25 protein-coding genes are annotated in these 25,537 nt (G+C 48.8%); 7 read left to right on the top strand and 18 right to left on the bottom strand.

Translation table 11 applies throughout. The annotated features are described in order from the left end of the window. Positions 1 to 35: 35 nt before the first annotated feature. The 11 genes from REIFOR_RS03870 to REIFOR_RS03820 all read right to left on the bottom strand — a co-directional run bounded on the left by REIFOR_RS03870 (position 36) and on the right by REIFOR_RS03820 (position 11,568). Positions 36 to 2,834: a serine-rich family protein gene (locus REIFOR_RS03870; RefSeq protein WP_145980227.1), complete on the bottom strand. Its 2,799-nt coding sequence runs from the start codon at positions 2,832 to 2,834 to the stop codon at positions 36 to 38. Positions 2,835 to 2,962: 128 nt separating this feature from the next. Next, positions 2,963 to 3,541 (bottom strand): hypothetical protein, encoded by a 579-nt coding sequence (locus REIFOR_RS03865; protein WP_100256312.1) that lies wholly within the window; start codon positions 3,539 to 3,541, stop codon positions 2,963 to 2,965. 110 nt (positions 3,542 to 3,651) lie between these two features. Beyond that, the gene (locus tag REIFOR_RS03860) at positions 3,652 to 4,230 is read right to left on the bottom strand and encodes a hypothetical protein (protein ID WP_145980226.1); all 579 of its coding nucleotides are present in this window, start codon (positions 4,228 to 4,230) and stop codon (positions 3,652 to 3,654) included. A 104-nt stretch (positions 4,231 to 4,334) separates the two neighbouring features. Beyond that, positions 4,335 to 4,913: a hypothetical protein gene (locus tag REIFOR_RS03855; protein WP_100256310.1), complete on the bottom strand. Its 579-nt coding sequence runs from the start codon at positions 4,911 to 4,913 to the stop codon at positions 4,335 to 4,337. Positions 4,914 to 5,017: 104 nt separating this feature from the next. Continuing rightward, complete coding sequence (locus REIFOR_RS03850) at positions 5,018 to 5,596, bottom strand: hypothetical protein (RefSeq protein ID WP_145980225.1); 579 nt, start codon at positions 5,594 to 5,596, stop codon at positions 5,018 to 5,020. Between the two features lie 110 nt (positions 5,597 to 5,706). Further along, positions 5,707 to 6,285 carry a hypothetical protein gene (locus tag REIFOR_RS03845; protein ID WP_100256308.1) on the bottom strand — a complete coding sequence of 193 codons (579 nt, stop codon included), beginning with the start codon at positions 6,283 to 6,285 and terminating at the stop codon, positions 5,707 to 5,709. A 147-nt stretch (positions 6,286 to 6,432) separates the two neighbouring features. Beyond that, on the bottom strand, positions 6,433 to 7,017 hold the full coding sequence (locus REIFOR_RS03840; protein ID WP_100256307.1) for a hypothetical protein: 585 nt from the start codon (positions 7,015 to 7,017) through the stop codon (positions 6,433 to 6,435). Positions 7,018 to 7,026: 9 nt separating this feature from the next. Beyond that, on the bottom strand, positions 7,027 to 7,857 hold the full coding sequence (locus REIFOR_RS03835; protein ID WP_145980224.1) for a hypothetical protein: 831 nt from the start codon (positions 7,855 to 7,857) through the stop codon (positions 7,027 to 7,029). 1 nt (position 7,858) lies between these two features. Beyond that, complete coding sequence (locus tag REIFOR_RS03830) at positions 7,859 to 8,056, bottom strand: hypothetical protein (RefSeq protein WP_100256305.1); 198 nt, start codon at positions 8,054 to 8,056, stop codon at positions 7,859 to 7,861. 9 nt (positions 8,057 to 8,065) lie between these two features. Beyond that, positions 8,066 to 9,466, bottom strand: a complete 1,401-nt coding sequence (locus REIFOR_RS03825) for an HlyD family type I secretion periplasmic adaptor subunit (RefSeq protein ID WP_100256304.1) — start codon at positions 9,464 to 9,466, stop codon at positions 8,066 to 8,068. Continuing rightward, positions 9,463 to 11,568, bottom strand: coding sequence for a type I secretion system permease/ATPase (locus REIFOR_RS03820; protein ID WP_227003753.1), 2,106 nt, complete (start codon positions 11,566 to 11,568; stop codon positions 9,463 to 9,465). Before REIFOR_RS03820 ends, REIFOR_RS03825 begins: the two co-directional genes overlap by 4 nt. Positions 11,569 to 11,738: 170 nt before the next feature. On the opposite strand from REIFOR_RS03820, the gene REIFOR_RS03815 reads away from it, so the two are divergent. Further along, positions 11,739 to 12,839, top strand: a complete 1,101-nt coding sequence (locus tag REIFOR_RS03815; protein WP_100256302.1) for a BMP family lipoprotein — start codon at positions 11,739 to 11,741, stop codon at positions 12,837 to 12,839. A gap of 90 nt (positions 12,840 to 12,929) precedes the next feature. On the opposite strand, the gene REIFOR_RS03810 is transcribed toward REIFOR_RS03815, so the two are convergent. The 7 genes from REIFOR_RS03810 to REIFOR_RS03780 all read right to left on the bottom strand — a co-directional run bounded on the left by REIFOR_RS03810 (position 12,930) and on the right by REIFOR_RS03780 (position 18,414). Continuing rightward, a complete protein-coding gene (locus REIFOR_RS03810; protein WP_193437322.1) occupies positions 12,930 to 13,193 on the bottom strand; it encodes an NAD-dependent epimerase/dehydratase family protein in 264 nt (87 codons plus the stop codon). Between the two features lie 12 nt (positions 13,194 to 13,205). Continuing rightward, on the bottom strand, positions 13,206 to 14,399 hold the full coding sequence (gene nhaA / locus REIFOR_RS03805) for a Na+/H+ antiporter NhaA (RefSeq protein ID WP_100256301.1): 1,194 nt from the start codon (positions 14,397 to 14,399) through the stop codon (positions 13,206 to 13,208). Between the two features lie 236 nt (positions 14,400 to 14,635). Beyond that, a complete protein-coding gene (locus REIFOR_RS03800; protein ID WP_100256300.1) occupies positions 14,636 to 15,190 on the bottom strand; it encodes a MarR family winged helix-turn-helix transcriptional regulator in 555 nt (184 codons plus the stop codon). 219 nt (positions 15,191 to 15,409) lie between these two features. Next, positions 15,410 to 16,402: an LLM class flavin-dependent oxidoreductase gene (locus REIFOR_RS03795; RefSeq protein ID WP_100256299.1), complete on the bottom strand. Its 993-nt coding sequence runs from the start codon at positions 16,400 to 16,402 to the stop codon at positions 15,410 to 15,412. 51 nt (positions 16,403 to 16,453) lie between these two features. Next, positions 16,454 to 17,281, bottom strand: coding sequence for an amidohydrolase family protein (locus REIFOR_RS03790; protein WP_100256298.1), 828 nt, complete (start codon positions 17,279 to 17,281; stop codon positions 16,454 to 16,456). After that, entirely contained in the window at positions 17,278 to 17,709 is a 432-nt protein-coding gene (locus REIFOR_RS03785; protein WP_100256297.1) for an RbsD/FucU family protein, read from the bottom strand. The genes REIFOR_RS03790 and REIFOR_RS03785 overlap by 4 nt, the downstream gene beginning before the upstream one ends. 9 nt (positions 17,710 to 17,718) lie before the next feature. Next, entirely contained in the window at positions 17,719 to 18,414 is a 696-nt protein-coding gene (locus REIFOR_RS03780) for a GntR family transcriptional regulator (protein ID WP_100258687.1), read from the bottom strand. A 125-nt stretch (positions 18,415 to 18,539) separates the two neighbouring features. On the opposite strand from REIFOR_RS03780, the gene REIFOR_RS03775 reads away from it, so the two are divergent. The 6 genes from REIFOR_RS03775 to REIFOR_RS03750 all read left to right on the top strand — a co-directional run bounded on the left by REIFOR_RS03775 (position 18,540) and on the right by REIFOR_RS03750 (position 25,501). After that, positions 18,540 to 20,045, top strand: coding sequence for a UxaA family hydrolase (locus tag REIFOR_RS03775; RefSeq protein WP_227003751.1), 1,506 nt, complete (start codon positions 18,540 to 18,542; stop codon positions 20,043 to 20,045). Between the two features lie 30 nt (positions 20,046 to 20,075). Then, positions 20,076 to 20,825, top strand: coding sequence for an SDR family oxidoreductase (locus REIFOR_RS03770; protein WP_100256295.1), 750 nt, complete (start codon positions 20,076 to 20,078; stop codon positions 20,823 to 20,825). 78 nt (positions 20,826 to 20,903) lie between these two features. Further along, the gene (locus REIFOR_RS03765; protein ID WP_100256294.1) at positions 20,904 to 22,424 is read left to right on the top strand and encodes a sugar ABC transporter ATP-binding protein; all 1,521 of its coding nucleotides are present in this window, start codon (positions 20,904 to 20,906) and stop codon (positions 22,422 to 22,424) included. Positions 22,425 to 22,449: 25 nt separating this feature from the next. Next, entirely contained in the window at positions 22,450 to 23,451 is a 1,002-nt protein-coding gene (locus REIFOR_RS03760; protein ID WP_100258686.1) for an ABC transporter permease, read from the top strand. Positions 23,452 to 23,553: 102 nt separating this feature from the next. After that, positions 23,554 to 24,501 (top strand): ABC transporter substrate-binding protein, encoded by a 948-nt coding sequence (locus REIFOR_RS03755; protein WP_100256293.1) that lies wholly within the window; start codon positions 23,554 to 23,556, stop codon positions 24,499 to 24,501. Positions 24,502 to 24,637: 136 nt separating this feature from the next. Beyond that, complete coding sequence (locus REIFOR_RS03750; RefSeq protein WP_100256292.1) at positions 24,638 to 25,501, top strand: fumarylacetoacetate hydrolase family protein; 864 nt, start codon at positions 24,638 to 24,640, stop codon at positions 25,499 to 25,501. Positions 25,502 to 25,537: the final 36 nt, after the last annotated feature.

The raw sequence follows: 25,537 nt of genomic DNA, 5'->3' as shown, positions 1-25,537 counted from the left end.
ATGCTCGTGGGGCACAGGGTATGGTCTCAACCAGGTTATGTGTCGTAACCTAAATACAGATCCGGATCTCGCCGTGGCACCTGTGTTAAATCAGCCTCAGCGTCTGCATCCATTACAGCCTCTATCGTGAGCATCGCCATTTCCGGACCGCCAACATCCGGTTCCTCGGCGTTTGTCTCATTGGGCAAGACCCATTGGTCAAAGGATTGGTTCACACCCAGGCTATCGAGATGGCCATACGACGAACCGCCGATCGGGTTCAACTCCGATGATGGGTTGCTACTGCCTAACGATTCTGCCCGTTCAAGCTGGGCGCCGTCTGCATTGACTTCAACGCCATAAAGATCCCAACGATCGGCGAATGCCGTGCTTTGCACCAGTGCGGTGGAGGCCATCGATCGGTCGAACGCTTGCGCTGAGCGCACCAAGGCGTCCCCGCTGCTCTCCGCAACTGCTCCCGTTCGGGCTCCTGCGCCATCGCTTGTCATCCAACTCGTTATGGCACTGGTGGACCAGCGGGTGGTCTTGCGCCTAAACCAACCCTTGCGTGTCGAACGGCTGGTGGTCGATACCGTTGTGCGACTCGTGATCCAAGACGAGACGCTGTTGGCGCGCGAACTCATAAGCTTATCGACTGGACGGTTGGCCCCTCCGGCAAACTCAGCGGACACCGCGGACGTTGTCCACGAGGTCGCCTGTGCCCTGGTTTGGTTAGCCATTTGCAGCGCACCGCGCTCGACCGGTGTTGTCTCGGCACCGGATGGCGGATTGATACCGTCGGTGCTGCGCGAAGTTGCATGGATTGGATAGGTGATGCGCCCGACCGTGTCGCCTTCTATCCAACTGGTATCCCAGTAGTTCGCCGTTGAATGCGACGTGGTGTGCGAACCATAGGTTATGTAGCTCGTCGTTTGGGAGGTGGATCTATCAAAGGAGGAACTGCGCGTGGTCATCCAGGCGGTCGTCTGACTCACCGTGGCACTAGCCTCCCAGCTCGTTGTGCGGTCGGCCGAGGCGCTCATCCAACTAGTCGATCCGGTGGTGGCATAGTCGGTACTGCGCTGGTAGCGGGTGGTAAAGCTGGCCAACCAACTGGTCGGTTTGCCCGTGGTATTGCTGGTTGAGCGCATCGGCCGGGTCGTCCAGCTGGTGGTACCGGCCGTGCTCCGATCGGTGGATTTGGTAAAGTTTGTGGTATACCCAACGGACCAGCTGGTGACCCTGTTGGTCGAGGCGGACGGGGTGGTGGTTTTACTGGTGCCGCGACTGGTCGATTTATTGGTTGACCAGGAGGTCCCGGTCACACTCGAGGTGGCACGACTGGTCGTGAAAGACGTCGATCGGCTGGTGGATTTTGAGGTACTAAAACTGGTGGTCCAACCGTAGCCTCTGCCGCCAGTGGAGCGTCTGGTCGTCTTTCTGGTACTAAAGGATGTTGACTTAGAGGCAGACCAGGATGTCGATCGATTCGTCGACCAAGACGAACCGGTTGTGCCTGCCGTGGCAAAGCCGGTACCAAAGTAAGTGGTGTAGCCAGCCAAGTTAGTCAACCAGGATGTGGATTGGCTCTCGGTCCGGCTGGTTGAGCGGCTGGTTGCAGTGGAAACTGACGTGGTTTTCGCCGTGGACCTTGACACGACTTGGGGTGCCAGCGCCGTGCTGTAGGTGGTGGTCCAGCTGGTGGTTTTGCTGGTGCCTTGGCTGGTGGTATGGCTGGCCGCTGTGGACTTTGCCACTACTTTGGCCGTCGACCGAGATACCAATACCGGCGGCATGGCGGTCGTTTGACTGGTGGTCCAGCGGGACGTGTGAGACGTGGTTTCTTCCGCCAAGACCGGCACCGAGTCGGTTTGGGTCGTGGTCCAGGTGGTGGTTTTGGAGGTCGGACGGGGTGCCTCGGACTCGAGGTATTCGGTGGTCCATTCCACTGCGGCGGTGGAGCGGGATACGGTGGTTGGGTTGGTTATCCAGGTGGTGGTGTAGGGCGCGTCGGCTTCAAAGTAGTCGGTTGTCCACTCGTACCTCGGGTCATCGCCACCTTGCCACTGCGGTATGAGCGCCTTTATATCTGCAGTCAGGCTCTTTAGAGACGTGTCCAGATCAGTTAACTCTTGCCGCGACAGCAGATCGAGATTGAGCTCACCATCCGCGTTGAGATAAACCTCAGGCAGATGATTCAAAAAATAACTCATGTTGCTGTCGATCTCGTTGGCCAGAACCGCGTATTCAATCGACAAGGCTTCCAAACGAGCCTCCTCCGCCTCCAAGCCAAGATAGTAAGGCGTCTCCAGTCGGTCAGGATGCATTGCCCTGTACTCACTAACCTGCCCAACCTTATCTTCATGTTTATACCGTGCGTCTAAAGCATTTTCACTTGCTTCGATGACAATCCCTGCCAAATCCAGCGCATTGATTTCGATTGAGCTTCTGGTACTGTTTTCTCCTACCCAGGCCTCTATTCGGGCGGCCTCTTCGGGCGGGTATATTTTGGCAGCTTCGGCATCGGCAATGGCGTAGATCGCGTCGATAGCGGCGTGGATCCTGTCGATTTGGTCGGTTGTGTAGCCGGTAGAATAGAAGTCTGGTGATAAATGGACGTCCAACATTTCTTCCATAAATGCATCAATTCCTTGCGCAACAATTTCGGCTACGACCACGCTACCACCACCGGTATAGGCTGCTGCCAATACTTTTGAGCCATCTTGAAGGCCACTTCTACCAGATTTTATAAGGGTATCTATCTTTAGGTTATACTCCAACCAAAAAGCATCTTTACGTATCTCTGCTGCCACGGCTTCTGCCAGCATCCTATTTAAATTATCTGAATTACTCATACACTTTCCTTAAATTTAATAGTATTTTATGCCATTTTACCCACCACCTTAGTTAGCCAACTGCGAACGACTTTGTAATCTATAGCCACTAATACTAAATATCACCCTACCTATTCTGTTATAAGTCATTACATGTTAAAGACCTGCCTTACAAAATCTTTAATCACATCTTCGGCGACCGCCGGATCAAAGCCCTCCGGGAATCGGCCGCGAAAGAAATAAATTATCGAGTCTTTTCCCACAAACGAACTAAAATCACAAAAAGTGCCGATACATTCGAACACAGCATTGTATTTCCCATCTACCGAAATGTAAGCTTTATTAAGCTTGCCCGGTCCGACAATTTTGTATTGAGCATACCGATTACCACTTTCCTCCAAAATCCCTTCTTTAAGAATTCGATCTACACTTTGAGTTATATCGTTTCTACTATCAAAATAATACCCAAACACAGCATACCCATCGAACAGAAGGCCCTCATCGTTAGGATTTTTGAGTTCAACATTCAAGGTAATATGGTGTTCCGTTTGCTTACCATAGAAGCATTTATCAGCAATATACATCCGCACCGGGACATCTGATGGTCTATTCTCAAACAAAATAGACGAGCCATCAGAACTCACACATTCATGAGTGTTTTCATAAGCAGCACTGAGGCTACTAAACAGCATGGATAGCACCAGCATACCTAGTATTTTTAGAGCCATATTATGCCCCCTCTAATCTAAGTTACAGTTAAATAGACAGCCTAAGTTTCAAATATTAAATACTGCCTCTGCAGCTAAGACGCAGAAAATTAGCTATAACCTCCAATGCGTTACAGATTAAAAACATGCCGAACAAAACCCTTCATAACCTGCTCTGCTACAATCGGATCAAAACCTTCCGAATAAGAACCCAGAAATCTACAAAAAATCGGAATTTCTTCGACGATAGTAAAAAAATCACAAAAGCTTCCGATACATTCAAAGTAAGAAACATCCTGAGAATCCAATGGAATATAAGCTATATTTGCACTACCGTTTCGTTCAATTCGGTATTCATTATGGCCATCACCACGGCCTATCAATACTCCATCATTTAGTATTTCGTCAATAAATCGCCCTACATGAGGACTATAGCTGTCGTTGTACATGAACGTCACGGTACCTTTAAATAGAAGGCCATCGTCGCTGGGATTACGTAGCTTGACATATAAAGAAACAGCATGGTCACTAATTTTCCCAGAAATGCATTTTTCAAAAACATACATTCGTAGCGGGACCTTTGAAGGCTTATTCTGAAATAAAATGGAGGATCGATCTGAACTTATGCATTCATGAGTGTTTTCATAAGCAGCACTGAGGCTACTAAACAGCATAGATAACACCAGCATGCCTAATATTTTTAGAGTCATATCATTCCCCTTCTAATCTAAGTTAAATAGTCGGCCAAAGGTTCAAATATCAAATACTACCTCCGCGGCTAAGACGCAGGAAAGTAGCTATAAGCGTTAAAGCGTTAAAGATTAAAAACTTGCCGAACAAAATCCTTCATAACCTGCCCTGCAACCAAAGGATCGAAACCTTCCGAATATTGTCCAAGAAAGTTATAGAAAATTGGAATTTCAGGAACGATAGCATTAAAGTCACAAAAGCTTTCCAAACATTCAAATAAGGATAGATCCTCAGACTCCACTGGAATATATGCTATATATGATCGATCGTTACGTTCAATTCGGTATAGATCATGGCCACCACTACGCCCTACCAACAGCCCATAGTTTAGGATTTTATTTATTAATCGGTTTACGTAGCGACTAAAGCTATCTCTATACATAAACGACACGGTACCTTTAAATAGAAGGCCATCATCGTCAGGGTTATGTAGCTTGACATATAATATGACAGCATGGTCACTAATTTTTCCAGCAAGGCATTCTTCAGAAACATACATTCGTAGCGGGACCTTTGAAGGCCTATTCTCAAACAAAATAGACGACCCATCAGAACTGACACATTCATGAGTGTTTTCATAAGCAGCACTGAGGCCACTAAACAGAATAGATAGCACCAGCATGAATAGTATTTTTATAGTCATATCATCCCCCTTCTAATCTAAGTTATATAGTCGGCCTAAGGTTCAAATATAAAATACTGCCTCCGCGGCTAAGACGCAGGAAATTAGCTATAACCTCTAATGCGTTACAGATTAAAAACCTGCCGAACAAAATCCTTCATAACCTGCTCTGCTACAACCGGATCAAAACTCTCATCATAACGGCCAAGAAATCTATAAAACATCGGAACTTCGCCGACAATGGCTTTATAGCTACAAAAGCTTCCAGCACATTGAAAATAGGACACTTCCTCAGAATGTAATGGGATTAAAGCAATATATTGACGTCCGTTTTGTTCAATTCGGTATTGATTATGGCCATCACCACGACCTATCAATACTCCATCATTTAGTATTTCGTCAATAAATCGACCTACATGAGGACTATAGCTGTCGTTGTACATGAACGTCACGGTACCTTTAAATAGAAGGCCATCATCACTGAGATTACGCAGCTTGACATATAATGTAACAGCATGGTCACTAATTTTTCCATCAATGCATTCTTCAGAAACATACATTCGTAGCGGGACCTTTGAAGGCTTATTTTGAAATAAAATGGAGGATCCATCTGAACTTATGCATTCATGAGTGTTTTTATAAGCAGCACTGAGGCTACTAAACAGCATAGATAGCACCAGCATGCCTAATAATTTTAGAGTCATATCACTCCCCTTCTAATCTAGTTTAAAGTTAAATAGACGGCTTGAGTTTCAAACATCATTTACTGCCTCCGCAGCTAGCAAAAAGCTAATGAGCTACTACCTTTATATCGCTACAGATTAAAAACTTGCCGCACGAAATCTTTAATCGCATCTTCGGCAACCGCCGGATCAAATCCGTCCGGGAATCGGCCGCGAAATGTATAGAGTATCGATGCTCCATCTACAAACGAATTAAAATCACAAAATGTATCGATGCAGACGAAAACAGAATTATATTTATTATTTACAGAAACATAGGCGGTATTCCGCACACCCTGCCCAACTAGTTTATATAGGTCAAATCTACCACTTCTTTTCTCCAAAATACCCTTTTCAAGGATGTTGTCTACATTGCGAGTTATACGATTTAAACTATCAAAATAGTAGCTAAACACAGCATACCCATCAAAGAGAACATCCTCATTATTTGGGTTTTTTAGTTCCATACCCAAGGTAATATGGTGCTCATTTGGCTTACCATAAAAGCACTGATCCGTAATATACATCGGCACCTGCACGGTTGAGGGCTTATTCTGAAATAAAATGGAGGTGCCGCCTGAACTTACGCACTCCTCACTTTTTTTAAAGCCGAAACTAACAGCACTCACCAGGGCACTGGCTAGTAACATAGAGATGAGTTTTACATTCATACTACATACCTCCAGCTTAGGTTGTAGAGCTATTAATATCTTCTTGCGGTAATTGACTTCTGCTTGGCTAAGTCACTGCGAACGACTGGCTTGTCTACTGCCGCACAAAACATAGGCCATGGCCAAAATATATTTCTATATGAACCATTAGATTTTAAACAGCTGCGCTATAAAGTCCTTGATTACGTCTTCGGCAACTGCGGGATCAAAGCCACGCGCATAGCGGCCATAAGATGTATAGAACATAGAACTCCCGTCGACTTTGGCCTCGAATTCACAGGTATACAGCGAGCATTCGAACAACGAAACCCCGTCGGAACTCGATGAGATATAAGCAATTTTATTGGGATTATCAGCCTCAATTTTATATTTTGCATACCTGCCACTTGTTTCCTCCCAAATGCCACTGTTCATAATTTCGTCAGCTCGAGTCTTGATTCGAGCCCATGACTCCAATTCCTGATAGTAAACAAAAGATAGATGACCGTTAAAGAGAACACTGTCGTCACTCGGATTTCTCAATTTAATGTACAATCGCACATGGTGATCGGTTATATCGCCATAAATGCAGCTCTCAGAAACATACATTCGCATTGGAACTTCTGCCGGACTGTGCCCAAAGGTAATAAAGGAACCATCTGAACTTACGCAGACATGGCTGTTGTCAGAACCAAAACTAAAGGCACAGGCAATGCTGCACAGCGCAGCGAAAGATAACTTTGCTAAATACATAACTAACTCCTAATTGATTTCCGCATCGGAGGCGATAAACCGATCAAAGAATCTATCAATATCTTCTTTGAGCGATTCGGTTGGAAAAAATATACCGGATATGGGATCGCTTAGTATTCGTGTCAACGCCTGTGTTGGGTCGGGTGCATTTATCACTTGGGAGAACAACGGACCGAACCCGCCTTGAAAGTTGTTGTTGGCAATGGTCTTTACCTTTTTACCCAGCAATAGGGCATACAAGCCCAACTCGGAATCGCCAGTGGTATAGACCACATCGGCATTCTTGACATGCGCAAAGCCACTTTCTTTGGGGTTGAGCACTCTATTGCCAAACTCCTCTCGGAGTTCATCAAAATGCACCGGGTTCAATAGGGGGTGGGGTTTTATATATGCGCCGGTATCCAGGGCTTCCATAATGAGCTTTTTATTGGTGTGTTTTTTGTACAAATTCGACCCGGGCAATAGGATAACGCGCGCTACTGTTTTGAAGATGGGCCAGGACATATATTTGTCGCCGTCTACACCCAAACCTTCCACCCACTGGCTAATCGGCAGACTCCGATAGTTTCCGGCCAATGCCGCGGTGAGGTATCGAAGGGAGCGCTTGGCGTCGGCCACGCGCAAGTATATGGCGCCTAACTGCCCGAATACTTCATGATACACAAGCTCGTGTGGGTGATCGTTATAGACTATATCGTGCCCCAAGTTGATATTGCTTGCCGCGCAGCGCGCCTCAATTAAACGGACGATCTCGCTCTGCTCGGCCGTCTTGCCCTGATGGATCAGGCCACCAATACGGAGCCTTCTCACCGCCTCTGAGTGAATGTTATCGTTCGTCATCTTATGCATCGTTGTGCACCTTAAGTTCCTCGACTACAAGGCGTCGGACTCGGCCCTCGAACTCCGCCACTATATCTTCTAGGTACCGTTTTTGCGCATGTTGGACTTCACTCATATATTGAGTGGTAATATTAGCCAGGTTCTCAACTTGCTGTTCTAAATCATTAATGCGCCGGGTCATTTTATCGATATCGGTCATGGTATTCTCCTACTGTTCTCTGATGGATTCGGACTTATAGCGTTTAAATGTGGATAGGAAGTATTCTATAACTCGCCGGCGCGACAGCTTAATCTCGGCACTTACCGTCATACCCGGTATTAGCTCAACGTCACGCTCTATTGTGGTCATTACCTGCGTTGGCAATTTAACCAACGCTTTATAACGTTTACTACCGTCACTGCCCTCAACCGAGTCGCGAGCCAGATTGACAATAGTGCCGGCCAGGTGGCCATACTTTGTATAGGGCAGAGCGTCGAATTTAACGATAACCTCCTGGCCTATTTCAACAAAACCAATGTCTTTATTATTTACATCAATCTCTGCCACCAGATAGTCCATACTGGGCACCAGATCCATCACGCTGCTGCCAGCCGAGACCGATTGGCCCGGCACGACTAAACTAATATTCTGTACCGTGCCATTTTCGGGCGCTCGGATGTCCGAATCGTCCAATTTGCGCTGTGCTTCTCGCATTGCAAACTCAAGTTTCGTCAAGTCGGCTTCTAAGCTCGCAATTTTGGTGTTATTTTCAACCCGGATGGCGTGCGGTATATCTTGATAATCGGACTCCTTATTTTTAAGCTGTATCTGCTTATTTTTTAACTGCGACTCTTGGTTTCGAATGGACTCATTGAATGTCCGGAATGCCTTGTCAGCCGACAGCCACTTTTCAAAACTTAAGGACTTCATGGCATACAGACTCTGAGCATTTTCATATTTTAACGACTCTAGAGGCCTATTCGCGGCCATAGAGGTCAGCGATACCTCCAGCTGTTCAATGTCCAGTCGAAGCAGTTCAATTTCCCGTAGCTTTACGGAGCTATCGTGATTATAGGTCCAGAGGGTGTCTAGGTAGATCGTCTGGTAGGTTGCCAATAACTTCGGGGAAACCTTTGCCACCCCATTCGCATCCTCTAACGCTATGGGTTGGCCCGATGCCAGGTACTTGTTAAAATCCAACAGTATTTTCAGATCCAATTGGGCCGATTCGATATTGATACTGCGCTCAGACATCTCTTCTACTATTTCTACCGTGTCCAAGCTGACCAATAGATCCCCTGCATTTACTAAGTTGCCCTCTGAGACGTATACAGCAGATAGATAGCCACCCAATTTGGGCTGTATCGGCTTGACCTTGGTACTGGGTAGCAGGGTGCCACTGGCAGTTGCGACAACATCTATCTGGGTCACCACCGTAAAGAGTATGGCCATGGCAAAGGACATCATGATGAGCGCGGGGATAAGGCGAATTCCGCCCGAGATTGGGGTTTCCAATACCTCAAGTGCCGCCGGCAAAAAGGTCAATTCTTGACTATTTAAATCTAGCGGAGTTTTGTTTTTTTCAGCCAACTTGGCAGATCGCCATACTCTCATTGCTCTTATAATCATGAGTCTTTTACCTGCTGGCGGTACAGATGGTGGTATATGCCGTCTTGCTCAATGAGTTCATGATGGTTGCCCTGCTCCACTATGGCGCCGTCATCCACCGTAATGATGACGTCGGCGGCCCGCACCGTCGATAATCTATGGGCTATTACAATCACCGTTCGCCCTTTTGCTATCTCTTGCATGTTTTTTTGTATAATGCGCTCCGATTCGTAATCTAACGCACTGGTGGCTTCGTCGAAGATCAAAATCTTTGGGCTGGTAATAAGGGCACGCGCGATGGCAATTCGTTGCCGTTGCCCGCCGGAAAGGTTGGTGCCTCGCTCATGGAGCAAGGTGTCATAGCCATCCCTTAGCTTCAGAATAAATTCATGTGCACCGGCCGTCATCGCAACCTCTATAATTTGGTCCATATTGGCAGTGGGATGCGCCATGGCGATGTTTTCTTTCACCGTACCGGTGAATAGATAGTTCTCCTGAAGTACAACGCCTATTTGGTTCCGCAACCAGGCGGTATCAACCAACCTTATATCGTTGCCATCGACGGTTATTCGACCCGACTCCGGCACATAGAGTCTCTGTATTAACTTTGTTAAAGTACTCTTGCCCGATCCTGAACGACCAACGATACCGACAATTTGTCCGGCAACAATCTTTAGGCTAATGGCCTTGATAATCTCTGGCCCGTTAGAGTCGTATCGGAAAACAACTCTTTCAAATTCAATGTCACCCAAAATGGCAGGTAAAGCCGAATTCGAGATGCTACCCGAGGGTTCCGTTGGGATATTCAGTACGTCGCCTAAACGATCTATAGAAATTCTAAATTGCTGAAAATCTTGCCAAAGCTGTGATAACCGTAAAATAGGGCCCGTTACGTGGCGAACGATCATATTAAAGGCGATCAGCATGCCCAGGGTCATGCCACCGGACAACACAAGACTCGCACCTTGCCAAAGCAAGATAGCCATCATTAATTTATTGCACAGTGAAATACTCTCCCGCCCCCAGGTGGCCACCCGAACGGTTCTCAAGCTGGCTTTTACATATTCAGATAGGTTCATTTCCCATTTGAACCGCATTTGCGGTTCAGTTGCCATCGCTTTGATGGTTTCCGCACCCGTCACCGACTCGACCAGCAACGATTGATTGCGTGCACTTCTTTGGAACTGCTCTTCGACACGGGCGCGCAGGACGGGGGTTATGAAAAAGGAGATAATGAAGAATAGAGGTAAAAATCCGATCACTATCCAGGTCATCGGAGCGCTAAAATAGAATAGCGCAAAGAGGAATACAAAAATAAACAATGCATCCAGAGCGACCGTGATGGCATTACTGGTTAGAAAGTCTCTAATACTTTCCAACTCCCGAACTCGTGCAACAATCTGACCTGTCTGTCTGCTCTCGAAATAGGCTATGGGCAAACCCAAGAGGTGTCTATAAAGCTTGGAACCCAATTCCACATCAATCCTTGAGGTTGTGTGGGCAAAAACATAAGAACGCACACCATTTAAAACCACTTCAAATAGACCAATTACTATCAGAGCCATGACTAATACATTCAGTGTGCTATAACCTCGATGTACCAAAACCTTATCTATTATGACCTGGAAGAAAAAGGGTGATATTAGAGCAAAAAATTGAATAAAGAGGGACGCCAGCAGAATTTCCTTAAATATCTTGCGATATTTAACCACTACAGGAATAAACCAGGTTACATCGAATTTCTTTTCAAGGGCTTTTATTTCATCCCTGGGTGTCAGTAGAATTGTTACGCCATGCCAGTTTCGCTCAAACTCCACACGCGATACGGCTTCCGGTTGCTGCGCTGGATTTTGCACTAATATCTTTTCATCGCTAACTCTGGCGATAATAAAATATGCGCCGTCTTCACTACGGGATATAGCAGGTACATTCATCTTGGTGAGTCGATTTGCGGACACCGTCACAACTTTTGCGCGCAGTCCCAATTTTTTGGCGGCATGCACAATATCCAAATTGGTTACTTGCCCACTTACAGCCGTATATTCATGGGCAATATTTTGTAAGTTTGCCGGTATTCTATAATACTGCAGAATCATCCCTAAGCATTGCAAACCGGTATCCACTTTGGCTATCCCTTTAGCTTCTTGATAACTTTAATTTCTTAAACCCATGGTTGTTCGTAAAATCCCTTACGAACAACCGAAATGAACATATCAGATATTGCATAAAAATCAATTATTTAATATTGTCTATTTTTAACAGGGAATTAATTTATACTATAAGTAGGATTTATATGAAAATCATATTATTTAAATTTATAATTATCATTTTTTTGATAAGTTGCGCTCCGGGAACGGAAAAACCCGAGCCTTCTGCTGGGGATTCTTTAACGCAAGACACACCAAAATATTTTCCTGATGTTGTACTTGTTTATGAAAACGATCCCATAACGATAGGTTCGGTAGATTATATTTTTTCAACCTCACTTAAGACCAATTTAGAACTACTCAATGCAGTTCAAGTTCATGAGGTGACTGGCGCTGATGAATTTGACAAACTGGTCAATTTAAGGATTGAACTTTCCCTGAATTCTGATGCATTGGTTATAGGCTCTGGCTATGTGAATTCTTTATTGTTCGATATTGCACGCCTAGAGTTTCCAAATGTTAAATTCACGCTTATCGATTCTGAATTGACTGGACGCAATACACGTTCCATTTTGTTTCGAGATCAGGACCTTGGTTTTCTTGCCGGTGTCGCTGCTGCCTATCAATCTAATTACAGTGTCGTGAGCTTCATCGGCGGAATGGACGTTCCATTGACTCACTCGGTGGGCTGTGGCTTTAGCCAGGGCGCCAATTATATTTCTGACTCGACTGCGGTCTATTATGAAACAGTCGGCGAGACGCCTGCCGCTTGGAATGATCCGGAAAGGGCACAACAAATGGCTGAATATCATATCGGCTTAGGCTCTCGAGTGCTTTTCCCCGTAGCCGGCGGCTCTTCAGCGGGCGTACATTTGGCGGCGCAGGCGCAGAAAGAACAGGTCATGACCCTTGGAGTTGATATAAATCAGAATGGGGAGTTCCCGGGGGTTGTCCTGACGTCCATTACAAAAGCTTATGAAAAGGTGGCACTGGAAGAGATAATTCGTTTCCAGCTTGGCCAATGGCAATCCGGCACGGCGTATTTTGGTGTACGAGAGGGGGCAATAACCTATAGTCGTGATGAGAACAACGCATCGGTTCTGTCTGAGAATCTTATCGCTGAACTTGACAATGCAATTGCAAAAATCACGGATGGATCAATTTTAGTTGAGGATTACATGGCATCTTTAGGTTGCAGGTCGGAAGCCATGCATATCTCCACGCCATATTTTCTAGATGAAATTTAAAGTTATTTGCAGTTTTTTGGTCAAAAATAACCCTTTTTGACTAATCCTTATTCCCTGGCGAGAGCCCTTGACCGCTGCAACTCGAGTATATTAAATAATACTAATATAAGATGACTGCAACGCCGTGCAGATCGATACCACGGCCGTCGCCGCGGCATCGTTGAGATCGACCCGTTCAAAGCAGTAACGCTCGCCGTGCAACCCAGTGGGGATCGAGGCGAGATTGCCGGCATAGGTCAGGCAATCGAGGTTGACTACCCGGTGCGGGCTGTTGCTGAGCAGCTCCCGCACCACGGCACTGCCGATAAAGCCGGCACCGCCGGTGACCAGCAGTGTTTTTAGGTCCGATTGCACTGGGTTGTAGCCCTATTCCGCCTCAATATTGGTCTTCAGGGAGCGACGCAAGATCAGATAACCGACAATACCGGATAACAAGGACCCGAATATGATGCCGACTCGGTCATCGAACAGCATATCGGCGCCCTTGACCTCAAACGCCAAGGAACCGACGAACAGGCTCATAGTAAAGCCGATACCACAGAGTGCGGCGGTACCATATAGACTCAGCCAACTCATGCCCGTTGGCAATCTGGTCACGCCCAGTTTAATGAACAAGAAACAGGCCCCAAAGATGCCAATCTGTTTACCTAAAAACAAACCCAAGGCGATACCCACTGGCACACCATGAAACAGCTGTTCAGCACTGATGCTGCGTAAATCAATACCGGCATTGGCAAAGGCGAACACCGGCAGTACAAAGAAGGCTACCAGCGAGTGCAGATCATGTTCCAAACTTCGCAACGGCGAAACCTCCGGATCCTTGGCTGAACGAATAGGAATAAACATCGCTAAAACGATCCCGGATAAGGTGGCATGAACACCGGATTTCAACATAGCAACCCACATCATCAGGCCGACAATAAGATAGGGCGCTCTGGCGATAACACCTCGACGATTCAATATTGCCAAGATCGGTATACCCAAGCTGAACATTATCAGCGCGGTGAGCGACAGTTTTGAGGTGTAAAAAATCGCAATGATAATGATGGCGCCTATATCATCGAAGATCGCCAGCGAAGTCAGGAAAATTTTGATGGTGACCGGTACCCGCGAACCCAGTAGGGTCAAAACACCTAGGGCAAAGGCAATATCGGTCGCAGTGGGGATAGCCCAGCCTTTTTCAGCAACTGGATCGCCGTAGTTAAAGTACAGATAGACAAGTGCTGGCACCAACATGCCACCGACAGCGCCCACACCCGGTAAAATAATATTGCGCCGGTCGCGCAGTTCGCCTTCGAGCATTTCGCGTTTGAGTTCCAGACCAACGAGGAAAAAGAATATCGCCATCAGGCCATCATTAATCCACAGCAGCAAAGGCTTAGCGATATCGAGTATGCCGAAGCGAACTTCCACTGGTGTCGCCAGTATCAATTGATAATAGGGACCTAGGAGGGTGTTGGCGAATAACATGGCCAGCATGGCTGAAACGATCAGCATTATTCCACCGGCTGTTTCCATAGCAAAAAAACGTTCGAACATCGTACTCTCTTGAGTGTTCATAGCATTCCTATTCGTTAGGTCCATTAGGTATATTAACACAGTGATTACGAGCTGAGGATAGCAGCTGTTGGAACGATTTAAAACGGAGTTAGACGCGTAGACGCGCGCCTAACTCGTTGAACACTAGCAAATCACGGCGGTTTAAGACTGCTTCGATATCTCTGCTGCTTCGATCGATCGAAAGCAGCACAACTGTGGCGCTGAGAGACAACGCCTGGTTTCCGCCGGGTCGGCCTTTACTTGTATGGGCTCGCTGACGACTTGCTCACCAGCGCGGGCTTAGAATTCACACTCTGAGTCTCCAGCAGCGCAAGCAGTTGCGTCAAGGAGTGATTCAACTGTACCTGGTCGGCAAGATTCAAGCCCGACATAATCCCTTCCATCGTATCGACATGCGCCGTCATGGCCGCATCAATGGTACTCAAGCCCTGCAAGCTCAATGTGACCAGGCGATTGCGCGCATCGTCGAGGTTATCACTCCGTTCAATAAATGCCCGGGTTTCTAGCCCCTTTAAACGATGGGTCATGGTGCCCGACGTGACCATCAGGGTCGAAAAGAGTTCAGTTGGGGTTAGGGTATAGGGTGCACCGGCGCGGCGCAGGGTGGCCAATACATCGAATTCCCAAGCGGTCAGGCCAAACTTGCCAAAGCTGCTATCGGATAGCGGTGCATAGAGCACGGCACAGCGCCGTAAGCGGCCTAAGATCCCCATCGCCTGGAGCGACAGTTCGGGGCGCTCTTGTTGCCATTGAGCCTTAATTTGGTCGACTGCATCTAAAGGAACTGCCATATATTACTATTTACTTGAAAAATGTGAGCCTAATTTATCTTGATATCGAGAATAATTCCATGGATCTTTAATCTAAGATTAATATAAAGATCTTGTCAACCTTGTGAATCGCAAACAAGGGTCCTCTGGACAGTAGTTGGTAGGCCAACTGGGCCGTTATTGCACCGTCGCCCTGACCGATATAGCCTCAGACCGCGATAGCTGCCGTGAAGTGCTCCGCTAACGTAATGATTTTAAGACATCACTGGCGATCTCAAACGAGTTTAGACGCGCCGTATGGCTAAAGGTACTGCCCGTGACCAGAATTTCATCGACCTGGGTTCGGGCCAAAAAATCATTCAACTTTTGCCATACGGTATTGGCCGAACCGATCGCCGAACAGCCGAGCACCTGATTCAGGGTGGCCTGCACATTGGCCGGCAAGGATTGAAAGTAACCTTCCTGCGGGGGCGAAAACTTACCCGGTTTGCCGGTATAGAGCCGCACAAAGGACTGCTGCATCGAACTGGCTAAAAATTCCGCTTCAGCATCGGTATCGGCGGCAATCACATTGAAGCCGGCCATGACATAGGGCTTGGCTAAATGGATCGAGGGCTTGAAGTCACGCCGATACAGGGCAATGGCGGCGAGCAAATCGGCCGGTGCGAAATGCGAGGCAAAGGCATAGGGCAAACCAAATTCGGCGGCCATGCCCGCGCCATAGAGACTGGAACCGAGAATCCAAACCGGCACATCCAAACCGGCCCCAGGCACTGCCCTGACCTGTTGACCGGGTCGCTCCGGTTGAAAATACCCAAGCAGTTCCTCAACATCCTCAGGGAATCGATTGACGTCGGCATTCAAATGCTGGCGCAAGGCTGCCGCCGTTGCGCCATCGGTACCCGGCGCGCGGCCGACACCCAGGTCGATCCGCCCCGGAAACAAGGTTTCCAAGGTGCCAAACTGTTCGGCGATCTGCAAGGGTGCATGGTTGGGCAACATGATGCCACCGGCACCAACCCTGATACGCTCGGTGCCGGCGGCTATATGGCCGATCAACACCGAGGTGGCCGCACTGGCAATGCCAATCATATTATGATGTTCGGCCAACCAATAGCGCCGAAAATCTTGCCGCTCGGCCAATTGGGCCAGCTCCAGGGCATTGCGAAACGCGTCTTTGGGGCCTTGCCCTTCGACGACGGGGCACAGATCGAGCATGGAATAGTGGGTCATAGCACCTGCATAGATAGAATGATTGTAAATTAACCGGGGTTGAACGCTGGCCTAAACACCAAGATCATAGGCCCTCAAAGCGTTACCCCCGAAGATCGCCTCTTGCGCCTGGGTATTATTGGGTAGCAGTTGTTGCGCAATAAGGTGCCATTGGCTGTAACCGGCGGCATTTAGGCACACCGGCCAATCACTCCCCCAGATTAACCGCTGACTGCCAAAGACGTCCACCAACAGCGCGATGTAAGGGGCTAAATCGGCTTCAGTCCAGTCATTGCCGGCTTCGGTGACCAGACCGGATACTTTGCAGTAGACCGAACTGCTCTGCGCTAGCAACGTCATAGCGTTGGCCCACTCGGTGAACAGTTGATTGCGAATCTCGGGTTTGGCACCATGGTCAATCACTACTCGCATAGTGGGATGGCGTTGCACGAGCAAATGGAGATTAGCGAGGTGATGTGGCAGGACAAGGGCTTCGAACGTCAGGCCCTGTTCAATCAGCGCCTCAAACGCAGGCGTTAAGTGGCTACCCAGCATCCAGTTTGGATCTTCTATATCCTGAATCATCGGGCGCAAGCCCACTAATTTAGGATGCTGCGCCAAGGCACGAATCTGATCAGGGGCCTCGGTCGAGGCAAAGTCCACCCAACCCACCACACCCTTAATAAAGGCATGTTGATCGGCAAGCGTTAGCAAATATTCGGTTTCGGCGATGGTCGGGGCGGCCTGAACGAGTATGGTGCCATCCACTTGGGTAGAGGCCAGATCTGATGTCAGGTCGAGGGGGAGAAAGTCGCGATAAAGCAGTTCAAGCTTGGGCGTCAACCAACCGTAGTCACCACGATCTATCCGCCAAAAGTGCTGATGGCTGTCTATTTTCATGGCTGGATAATGCCTTTCTTCAGAATGATATTGCCATACAACCTGAATTCACCGGTCTGGATAATGGCATAGGCCGATCGTGCACGCTGGTAAAAGGCAAAGCGCTCGAGCGCGCCAAGGCGGGCGGGATGGTCGGCGACCCGATCGATGATGGCCTGAAATTCGACCACAACAGGTGGTATTTGCGCAGCGTCACCCACTACCTCCATGGTGAGCGCCGGCATTGGGTCGAAACTGTCCAAAGGCAGAAGTGTCAGGATCGCCGATAAGGCCTCAGTGGCACTGACACCATCCAGGCGCAGGCAGCGCTGCGCCAGGCTCTGGGCCGGGAAGTTCGCATCGACGATGGCCAGTTCATCGCCATGGCCCATGGCGCGCAGGGCATGCAGTAAATCCGGCGATAGGATGGACGGTATCTCACGTAGCATAGCAAAACCTCACTTTAGTCGGAAATAAGACGGGTGCAGACACTGCAGCGGTTCGATTCGGTTCAACAGTTGCGCCAAATGATCCTTCATGGCCGCCTGAGCGCCAATGGGGTCTTTTAATTCGATCGATGCCAGTATCCGTTGATGCTCTTGCACGGCAGCCTGGGCGCGTCCCTCTTCGGGCAACACCAAGATGCGCGCACGACTCAATCGTAAAGCAATACCGGCGGCGACAGTTGCGACGCCCGGGAAACCACAGAAATCCATTAACAGACTGTGAAAGTGCTCATCAGCCTGATAAAAACCCTCGAAATCGCCATCTTCGACCAGCAATTGTTGCAATCGTACGGCCCGCCTAAGGAGCATGAACTGGTCTTCGGAACGGAACTGTGCGACCCGTCCGATCACGGCGACCTCTATAGCTTCGCGCAAAAAACAGGCTTCGCGAATTTCATCCATCGAAAACACCGATACTCGGGTTGCCGATTGAGGAATGACATCGACTAGCCGATCAGCCGAGAGTCGCGCGAACGCCTCGGCGACTGGGGAGCGCGAAACGCCCAACTGGTCACAGATATCGGTCTTTCTGAGCACCGTTCCAGGCGGTAGGCGCATCGATAGAATAGCCTCCTGCAAGGATTGATAAACCCGTTGGGCCAATGACCCAGTTAAATCGTCTATATGTGTCAGGACTAAATCGTTCAAATTATCACCATAAAATACTAACATGTTAGTTGACGGATGCGTCGACCGATGTTAGTTTGAGAATACATTAAGAATTCACACATGTGAACCAGTAGATAACGGGAAGGTGAATAGTGGTCAAGCAGGTGTTCAAATTACATAGCAGCGATAACGTTTTTGTTGCACTGGCGAACCTGCCCCTAGGCACTGAGCTGGAGGTCGACGGCGTCATCCTGACTGAAAATGTTCAGCGTGGTCACAAGATCGCTGCAGAAGACATTGCAGAAGGCATGCCCGTTATCCGCTATGGCCATATTATCGGCCAGGCGACTATGGCCATCGCTGCCGGCGACCATGTTCACGGACATAACCTGGGTATGGGTGAGCATCACCAGGATAGCATTCAAGAGAGCTATAACACCGCACTGCCGATCCTAGATCACGAGCGCACCTTTATGGGTTATTTACGCCGCAACGGACAAGTCGGTACGCGCAATTACATTGGTATCCTGACGTCGGTCAATTGCGCCGGCTCAGTGGCTAACTTTATAGCCGAAGCGGCAGAAAAATCCGGTCTGCTTGATGCATTCCCCAATGTCGACGGCATCGTACCGATCGTGCACAGCAGTGGCTGTGGTATGGCTGGTGACGGCGATGGTTATGAAACCCTAAAGCGCACCCTTATAGGCTATTCGAAAAACCCTAATTTCGGGGCGATTCTCTTGGTGGGATTGGGTTGTGAAGTGCTGCAGGTGTCCACCCTTGCCGAAGGTTTTTCGCAAACCATCGACAATCCCCACCGTTACATGACGATCCAGGGCGAAGGTGGTACGCGCAAGACTGTGGACAGGGGATTAGAGGAGCTACGTATTATTGCGGAAATCGCGAACCGCTCCGAACGCAGTCCTGCCCCCCTTTCGGCCTTAACTGTTGGTATGCAGTGCGGCGGCTCCGATGGTTACTCCGGCATTACCGCCAATCCAGCCCTCGGCGCCGCATCCGATCTCTTGGTCCGCCACGGTGGTACAACCATCCTATCGGAAACCTCTGAAATCTATGGCGCCGAGCACCTGTTAACACGGCGCGCCGTCAATCCGTCCGTCGCCGAAAAATTACTCGCCCGGGTACGTTGGTGGGAAGATTATTGCAGCCATCACGGTGGCGAAATGAACAACAATCCAAGCCCGGGCAACAAGGCTGGTGGGCTGACCACGATCTTAGAAAAGTCCCTTGGCGCCGTCGCTAAGAGCGGTACCGCACCGTTAACAGAGGTCTATGGCTTTGCCGAACAGATCGACAAAAAGGGTTTCGTTTTTATGGATAGCCCCGGATATGACCCGTGCTCGGTAACGGGCCAAGTTGCTTCCGGTGCTAACCTAATCGTCTTTACCACCGGTCGGGGCTCGGTTTCAGGGTTCAAGCCATCACCCTGCATTAAGCTAGCAACCAATTCAGAAATGTATCGACGCATGTCGAGCGATATGGATTTAAATTGCGGCGACATAGTCAGCGAGGGCGTCTCGATTGAGGCCAAAGGCGAGGAGATTTTTGAACTCATCATTCGTATAGCATCCGGTGAAATGAGTAAAAGTGAAGCCCAGGGTTTTGGTGGGGTCGAGTTTGTGCCGTGGCAAATCGGCGCCGTAATGTAACCACCAAAAACAATAAAAGGACCCGCTACGATGCGACTGAAGAATAAAACAATACTAATCACTGCCGCCGGCCAAGGTATGGGCCGTGCCAGTGCGTTAATGTGTGCCGCACAAGGCGCTCACGTCATCGCGGTTGATATCAATGCGGACGCACTCACAAGCCTTGCTCAAGAATCGAAACTGATTGAAACGCATATTCTTGATGTCACTGACTCGCAGGCTATCGCGTTGTTGGCCACGCAACTCCCCGACCTTGACGGCTTATTTAACTGCGCCGGCTTTGTCCATCACGGTACCGTTTTGGATGTGACCGATGCTGATTGGGCTTTTAGCGTCGACCTGAATGTGACATCGATGCTTCGACTGACACGCAGCGTACTGCCAGGGATGTTACGACGTGCTGAACTGACAGGCTCGGCAGCGATCCTGAATATGGCATCGATGGCCTCATCGATAAAGGGTTTCCCATTGCGTACCGTTTATGGCACGACCAAGGCTGCCGTAATTGGACTGACCAAAGGCATTGCCGCCGACTATGTAAAACAAGGCATTCGATGCAATGCCATCTGCCCCGGCACGGTCGACACCCCATCGTTGCGCGGACGTATCGCCAGCGCAGCAGATCCCGTTCAGGCGGAAAAGGACTTTATCGCGCGCCAGCCTATGGGCCGTCTGGCAGAAGTTTCAGATATCACACCACTGGTGGTCTATCTGTTATCTGACGAAAGTCGCTTTGTATCAGGCCAGGCCATTTTGGTGGATGGTGGGGTTATGATTTAAAGTAGATTTAAAGTAGATTTAAAAATATTATAAAATCAGTAAATATATAAAAATAAAAATAAACAAAAGAGATACAACATGAGTCTAGTCGTTGAGATGGTCGAAATCGAAAAACGCTTTACCGGCGTGCATGCCCTCAAGGGCGTGAATTTCGATCTAAATACTGGCGAAGTACATGCCCTAATGGGTGAAAATGGGGCAGGAAAATCGACCCTAATGAAAGTCCTCTCGGGTGTTTACCAATGCGACAGTGGTCAGGTCAGAGTAGATGGCCAGCACATAAACCCGACCAGCCCACGCCACGCCCAAGACCTGGGCATCGGCATTATTCATCAAGAGCTGAGTCTGATGAATGATCTAACCGTAGCGCAAAATGTTTTTATCGGACGTGAACCGCGCCGTTCGTTCGGCCGCATAGACGACGCTCGCTTAAATCTGAATACGTCTGAAATCTTTCAGTCAATGAATTTGAAATTAGACCCGAAAACCATCGTTAGCTCACTTACAATTGCCAAACAACAGATGGTTGAAATCGCCAAAGCGCTGTCGTATAAGTCTCGTGTGTTAATTATGGACGAGCCGACGGCCGCCCTGAACAATATCGAAATTGAAGAGCTTTTTTCCATCATTCACAAACTGAAATCTGAGGGCGTCGGTATTGTCTACATCAGTCATAAGATGGACGAAATAAAGAAGATTGCCGATCGAGTTACCGTTATGCGCGATGGTGAATACATTGATACGGTTGATGCAGCTAACACGCCATTGAGCCAGATTATCGCTATGATGGTGGGTCGCGAGGTCACTCCGGGAGTAGTCGGCATCCCCGATACCAGCAGCAACGAAACGGCTCTGACCGTCTCGCACCTAAATCGTGGCAAAACCATCCAAGATGTCAGCTTTAGCGTCCAAAAAGGTGAAATTTTGGGCTTTGCCGGCCTAATGGGGGCGGGGCGAACGGAAGTGGCGCGGGCGATATTCGGCGCCGACCCGTTGACCAGCGGTGAAATCAGAGTGAACGGCAAACTATGCACTATTAACTCCCCTCATGATGCAGTGATGGCCGGTATCGGTTATCTATCGGAAGATCGCAAACACTTTGGCTTGGCAACCGGCATGACAGTCAGTGAGAATATTTCCCTAGCCTCACTGGCCAAGTTCACCCTGCTTTTCGGCCGGCTTAATGAGGCCGGCATGCAGAAAACCGCAGAAGACTATATGGGCCAACTGGCGATTCGAACACCTTCAGCCAATCAAGAAGTAAAGCTACTCTCAGGTGGTAACCAACAAAAGGTGGTTATTGCCAAATGGTTATTACGGGATTGCGAAGTATTGATCTTCGATGAACCAACCCGTGGCATTGATGTAGGTGCCAAGGCAGAAATATATAAGCTCATGGAGGAACTAGCGGCCCAGGGCCGAGCAATTATTGTTATTTCCTCCGAGCTGCCCGAGGTTATTCGTATTTCACATCGCATAGCTGTGATGTGTGAAGGCCGCCTAACCGGAATAATGCCCGGTGGTGAAAACGTAAACCAAGAACAGATCATGAAATTAGCCACTGCGCGTGACCCTCTAATCAATGTGGTAGGAAACTAAGATGAACCAGACACTGGGAAAGCCCATGAACCAATCAATAAACCAATCACGCAATTTTTTCTCGCAGCTGATTAAAGATGGCGCTCATCAGAAATTACTAGCGTTCGCTAGCCTCATCGCGCTATTGATAATATTTTCTGTCACCTCTCCGAATTTCATGCAGATAAGCAATATGATTGCGATACTGCAAGCGACATCGGTCAATGGCGTACTCGCTATCGCCGCCACACTGGTCATTATTACCGGCGGAATCGACCTCTCTGTGGGGACCTTAATGACCTTTACGGCGGTTATAGCCGGGGTGGTTCTGACCAACTTGGGCATGCCCTTACCGCTGGGGATTATTGCCGCAATCGGGTCCGGTGCGCTGTGCGGCCTGTGTTCCGGCACCTTGGTTTCAAAAATGAAAATACCACCGTTTATCGCCACCTTGGGAATGATGCTAATTCTTAAGGGTTTTTCCTTGGTTATATCCGGCACCCGACCAATCTACTTCAATGATACGCCTGGCTTTGACCTGATCTCGCGCGGATCCATAATCGGCGAAATCATTCCCGCTCTGCCGATACCCAATGGCGTGTTAATCCTATTTATTGTCGCCATTATGGCATCTTATATCTTGGCCAAAACCGTCTTGGGCCGATATGCCTTTGCGCTCGGTTCTAATGAAGAAGCGGTCCGACTGTCCGGTGTGAAAGTCGACAACTGGAAGATGGCCATCTATGCCTTGGCGGGCGGTATCTGTGGCATAGCGGGTTTACTTATAGCTTCAAGGCTCAACTCGGCCCAACCTGCGTTAGGCTTGGGTTATGAACTTGAAGCCATCGCGGCGGTGGTCATTGGCGGCACATCGTTGTCCGGCGGCAGGGGAACTATTCTGGGCACCTTGATCGGCGCATTAATCATGGGCGTGTTGACCAATGGATTGCGGGTTCTATCCGTCGCGCAGGAATGGCAAACCGTTATTACCGGTGCCATTATCATATTGGCCGTTTATGCCGATATGATGCGCCGTAAAAAACAGTAAAATAAAAATTAATGTATTACCGAATTAACAAACTGTGAAAAGTTAAGCTCCCGCTTAACTTGGAACTTTTATCGATACAAAACAACAAAATGGAGAAAATCTATGATGATTCGACGTAAACTGATCACGGCTGTTAGCGCAATTACACTAATGGTTACCGCAACCTTTACGGTTGCCGAAACACAAATGTACATTCCCCTGGTTTCTAAAGGCTTTCAGCACCAATTTTGGCAGGCGGTAAAGGCCGGCGCCGATCAGGCGGCAGAAGAGTTTGATGTGCGCATTACCTTTGAAGGTCCCGATAGCGAGGCAATGGTCGATCGGCAAATAGATATGCTCTCTGCAGCTCTAGCTAACAAGCCAAGCGCCATTGGCTTTGCAGCATTAGACAGTCAGGCTGCCATTCCTTTGCTGCGTAAAGCCAGCCAAGCCGGCATTCCAATTATCGCCTTTGACAGCGGCGTCGCGAGCGACATTCCGTTGACCACGGCCACGACAGACAACGTCGCAGCGGCGGCTTTGGCCGCGGATGAAATGGCGAAGCTAATCGGCAACAAAGGTAAGGTTGCTATTGTAGCCCATGACCAAACTAGCCAGACCGGTATAGACCGTCGTGATGGTTTCATGAAGCGAATTGAGAGTGCACACCCTGGCATTAGTATCGTCTCGGTACAATACGGCCAAGGCGACCAACTCAAGTCAACCGAAATCGCCAAAGCGATCCTGACTGCGAACCCAGACTTGGACGGTATGTTCGGCACCAATGAAGGTTCTGCTATAGGCCTGGTTAATGCGGTTCGTGAAATGAACAATAGCAGCGTGGTTATTATTGGTTACGATTCGGGCAAAGCTCAGAAGGACGCGGTTCGATCCGGTCTAATGGCTGGTGCCATCACCCAGAATCCAGTGGGTATCGGTTATGAAACCGTAAAAGCCGCCGTTATGGCCAGTCAAGGTAAGACCTTGCCTAAAATTATCGATACCGGCTTCTATTACTACACTGCAGCCAACATGGATGATGCCGAGATTGCGGCCGTACTCTATGATTGATCGTTCTGCCCTTTGATTGATTAGTTGAGGTAAGGACTCGGTCTTAGACCGGGTCTTTTTTTTCCTTAAACTCCGAGCATCATTAGTCTATTTTGCTCAAGGATTCATCTGCTCAACTCTAAAACAGGAACCAGCTATGAAACTGCTTCGATACGGACCACCAGGTTATGAAAAACCTGGAATACTCGATCAGACCGGTCGGGTTCGCGATCTATCCTCTATCGTCCCGGACATTTCCGGTTCGGCTTTAAGCCAAACCTCGTTAAAATCCCTACATGGGCTCGATCTTGAGTCCTTACCACTGGTGGACGGCATTCCCCAACAAAGTTTGCGTTTAGGCGCTTGTGTCGGCGCCGTCGGTAAGTTTATCTGTATCGGTCTTAATTATTCCGACCATGCAGCCGAGTCGGGCATGGAGGTGCCGCCTGAGCCGGTCATCTTCAACAAATGGACCTCCGCGATTGTCGGGCCAGATGATGACATACAAATCCCCAAAGGCTCCAAAAAGACCGATTGGGAAGTAGAACTGGGTGTGGTCATCGGCACCGGTGGATCCTATATCAACGAAGCAGACGCGATGGATCATGTTGCCGGATTTTGCGTGATCAACGACGTCTCGGAGAGGGCCTTTCAGCTAGAACAGTCGGGCACGTGGGACAAAGGCAAGGGTTGCGACACCTTTGGACCGACCGGTCCCTGGCTGGTCACACCAGATGAGGTCGGCGATTTCGATCGACTGAATATTTGGCTAGAAATAGACGGTCAGCGCGTTCAAAACGGTAATACGGCAACCATGGTGTATAAGGTCCCGTTCCTTGTTGCCTATTGCAGCCAATTTATGAGCCTGCAACCGGGTGATATCATTTCCACGGGGACGCCGCCTGGGGTTGGTCTGGGTATGAAACCACCCAAGTATCTGCATGGTGGCGAGACCATCCGTCTGGGCATCGATACGTTAGGCGTGCAATGCCAACAGGTGCTGCCGGCCCTAATTGACTAACATTCAGCAAAAATCCGGCAATGTCTGTATCGGACC

It is taken from the genome of Reinekea forsetii (genome assembly GCF_002795845.1).
Classification (GTDB): Bacteria; Pseudomonadota; Gammaproteobacteria; order Pseudomonadales; family Natronospirillaceae; genus Reinekea; species Reinekea forsetii.
This window is presented reverse-complemented; position numbering and strand designations above follow the sequence as displayed.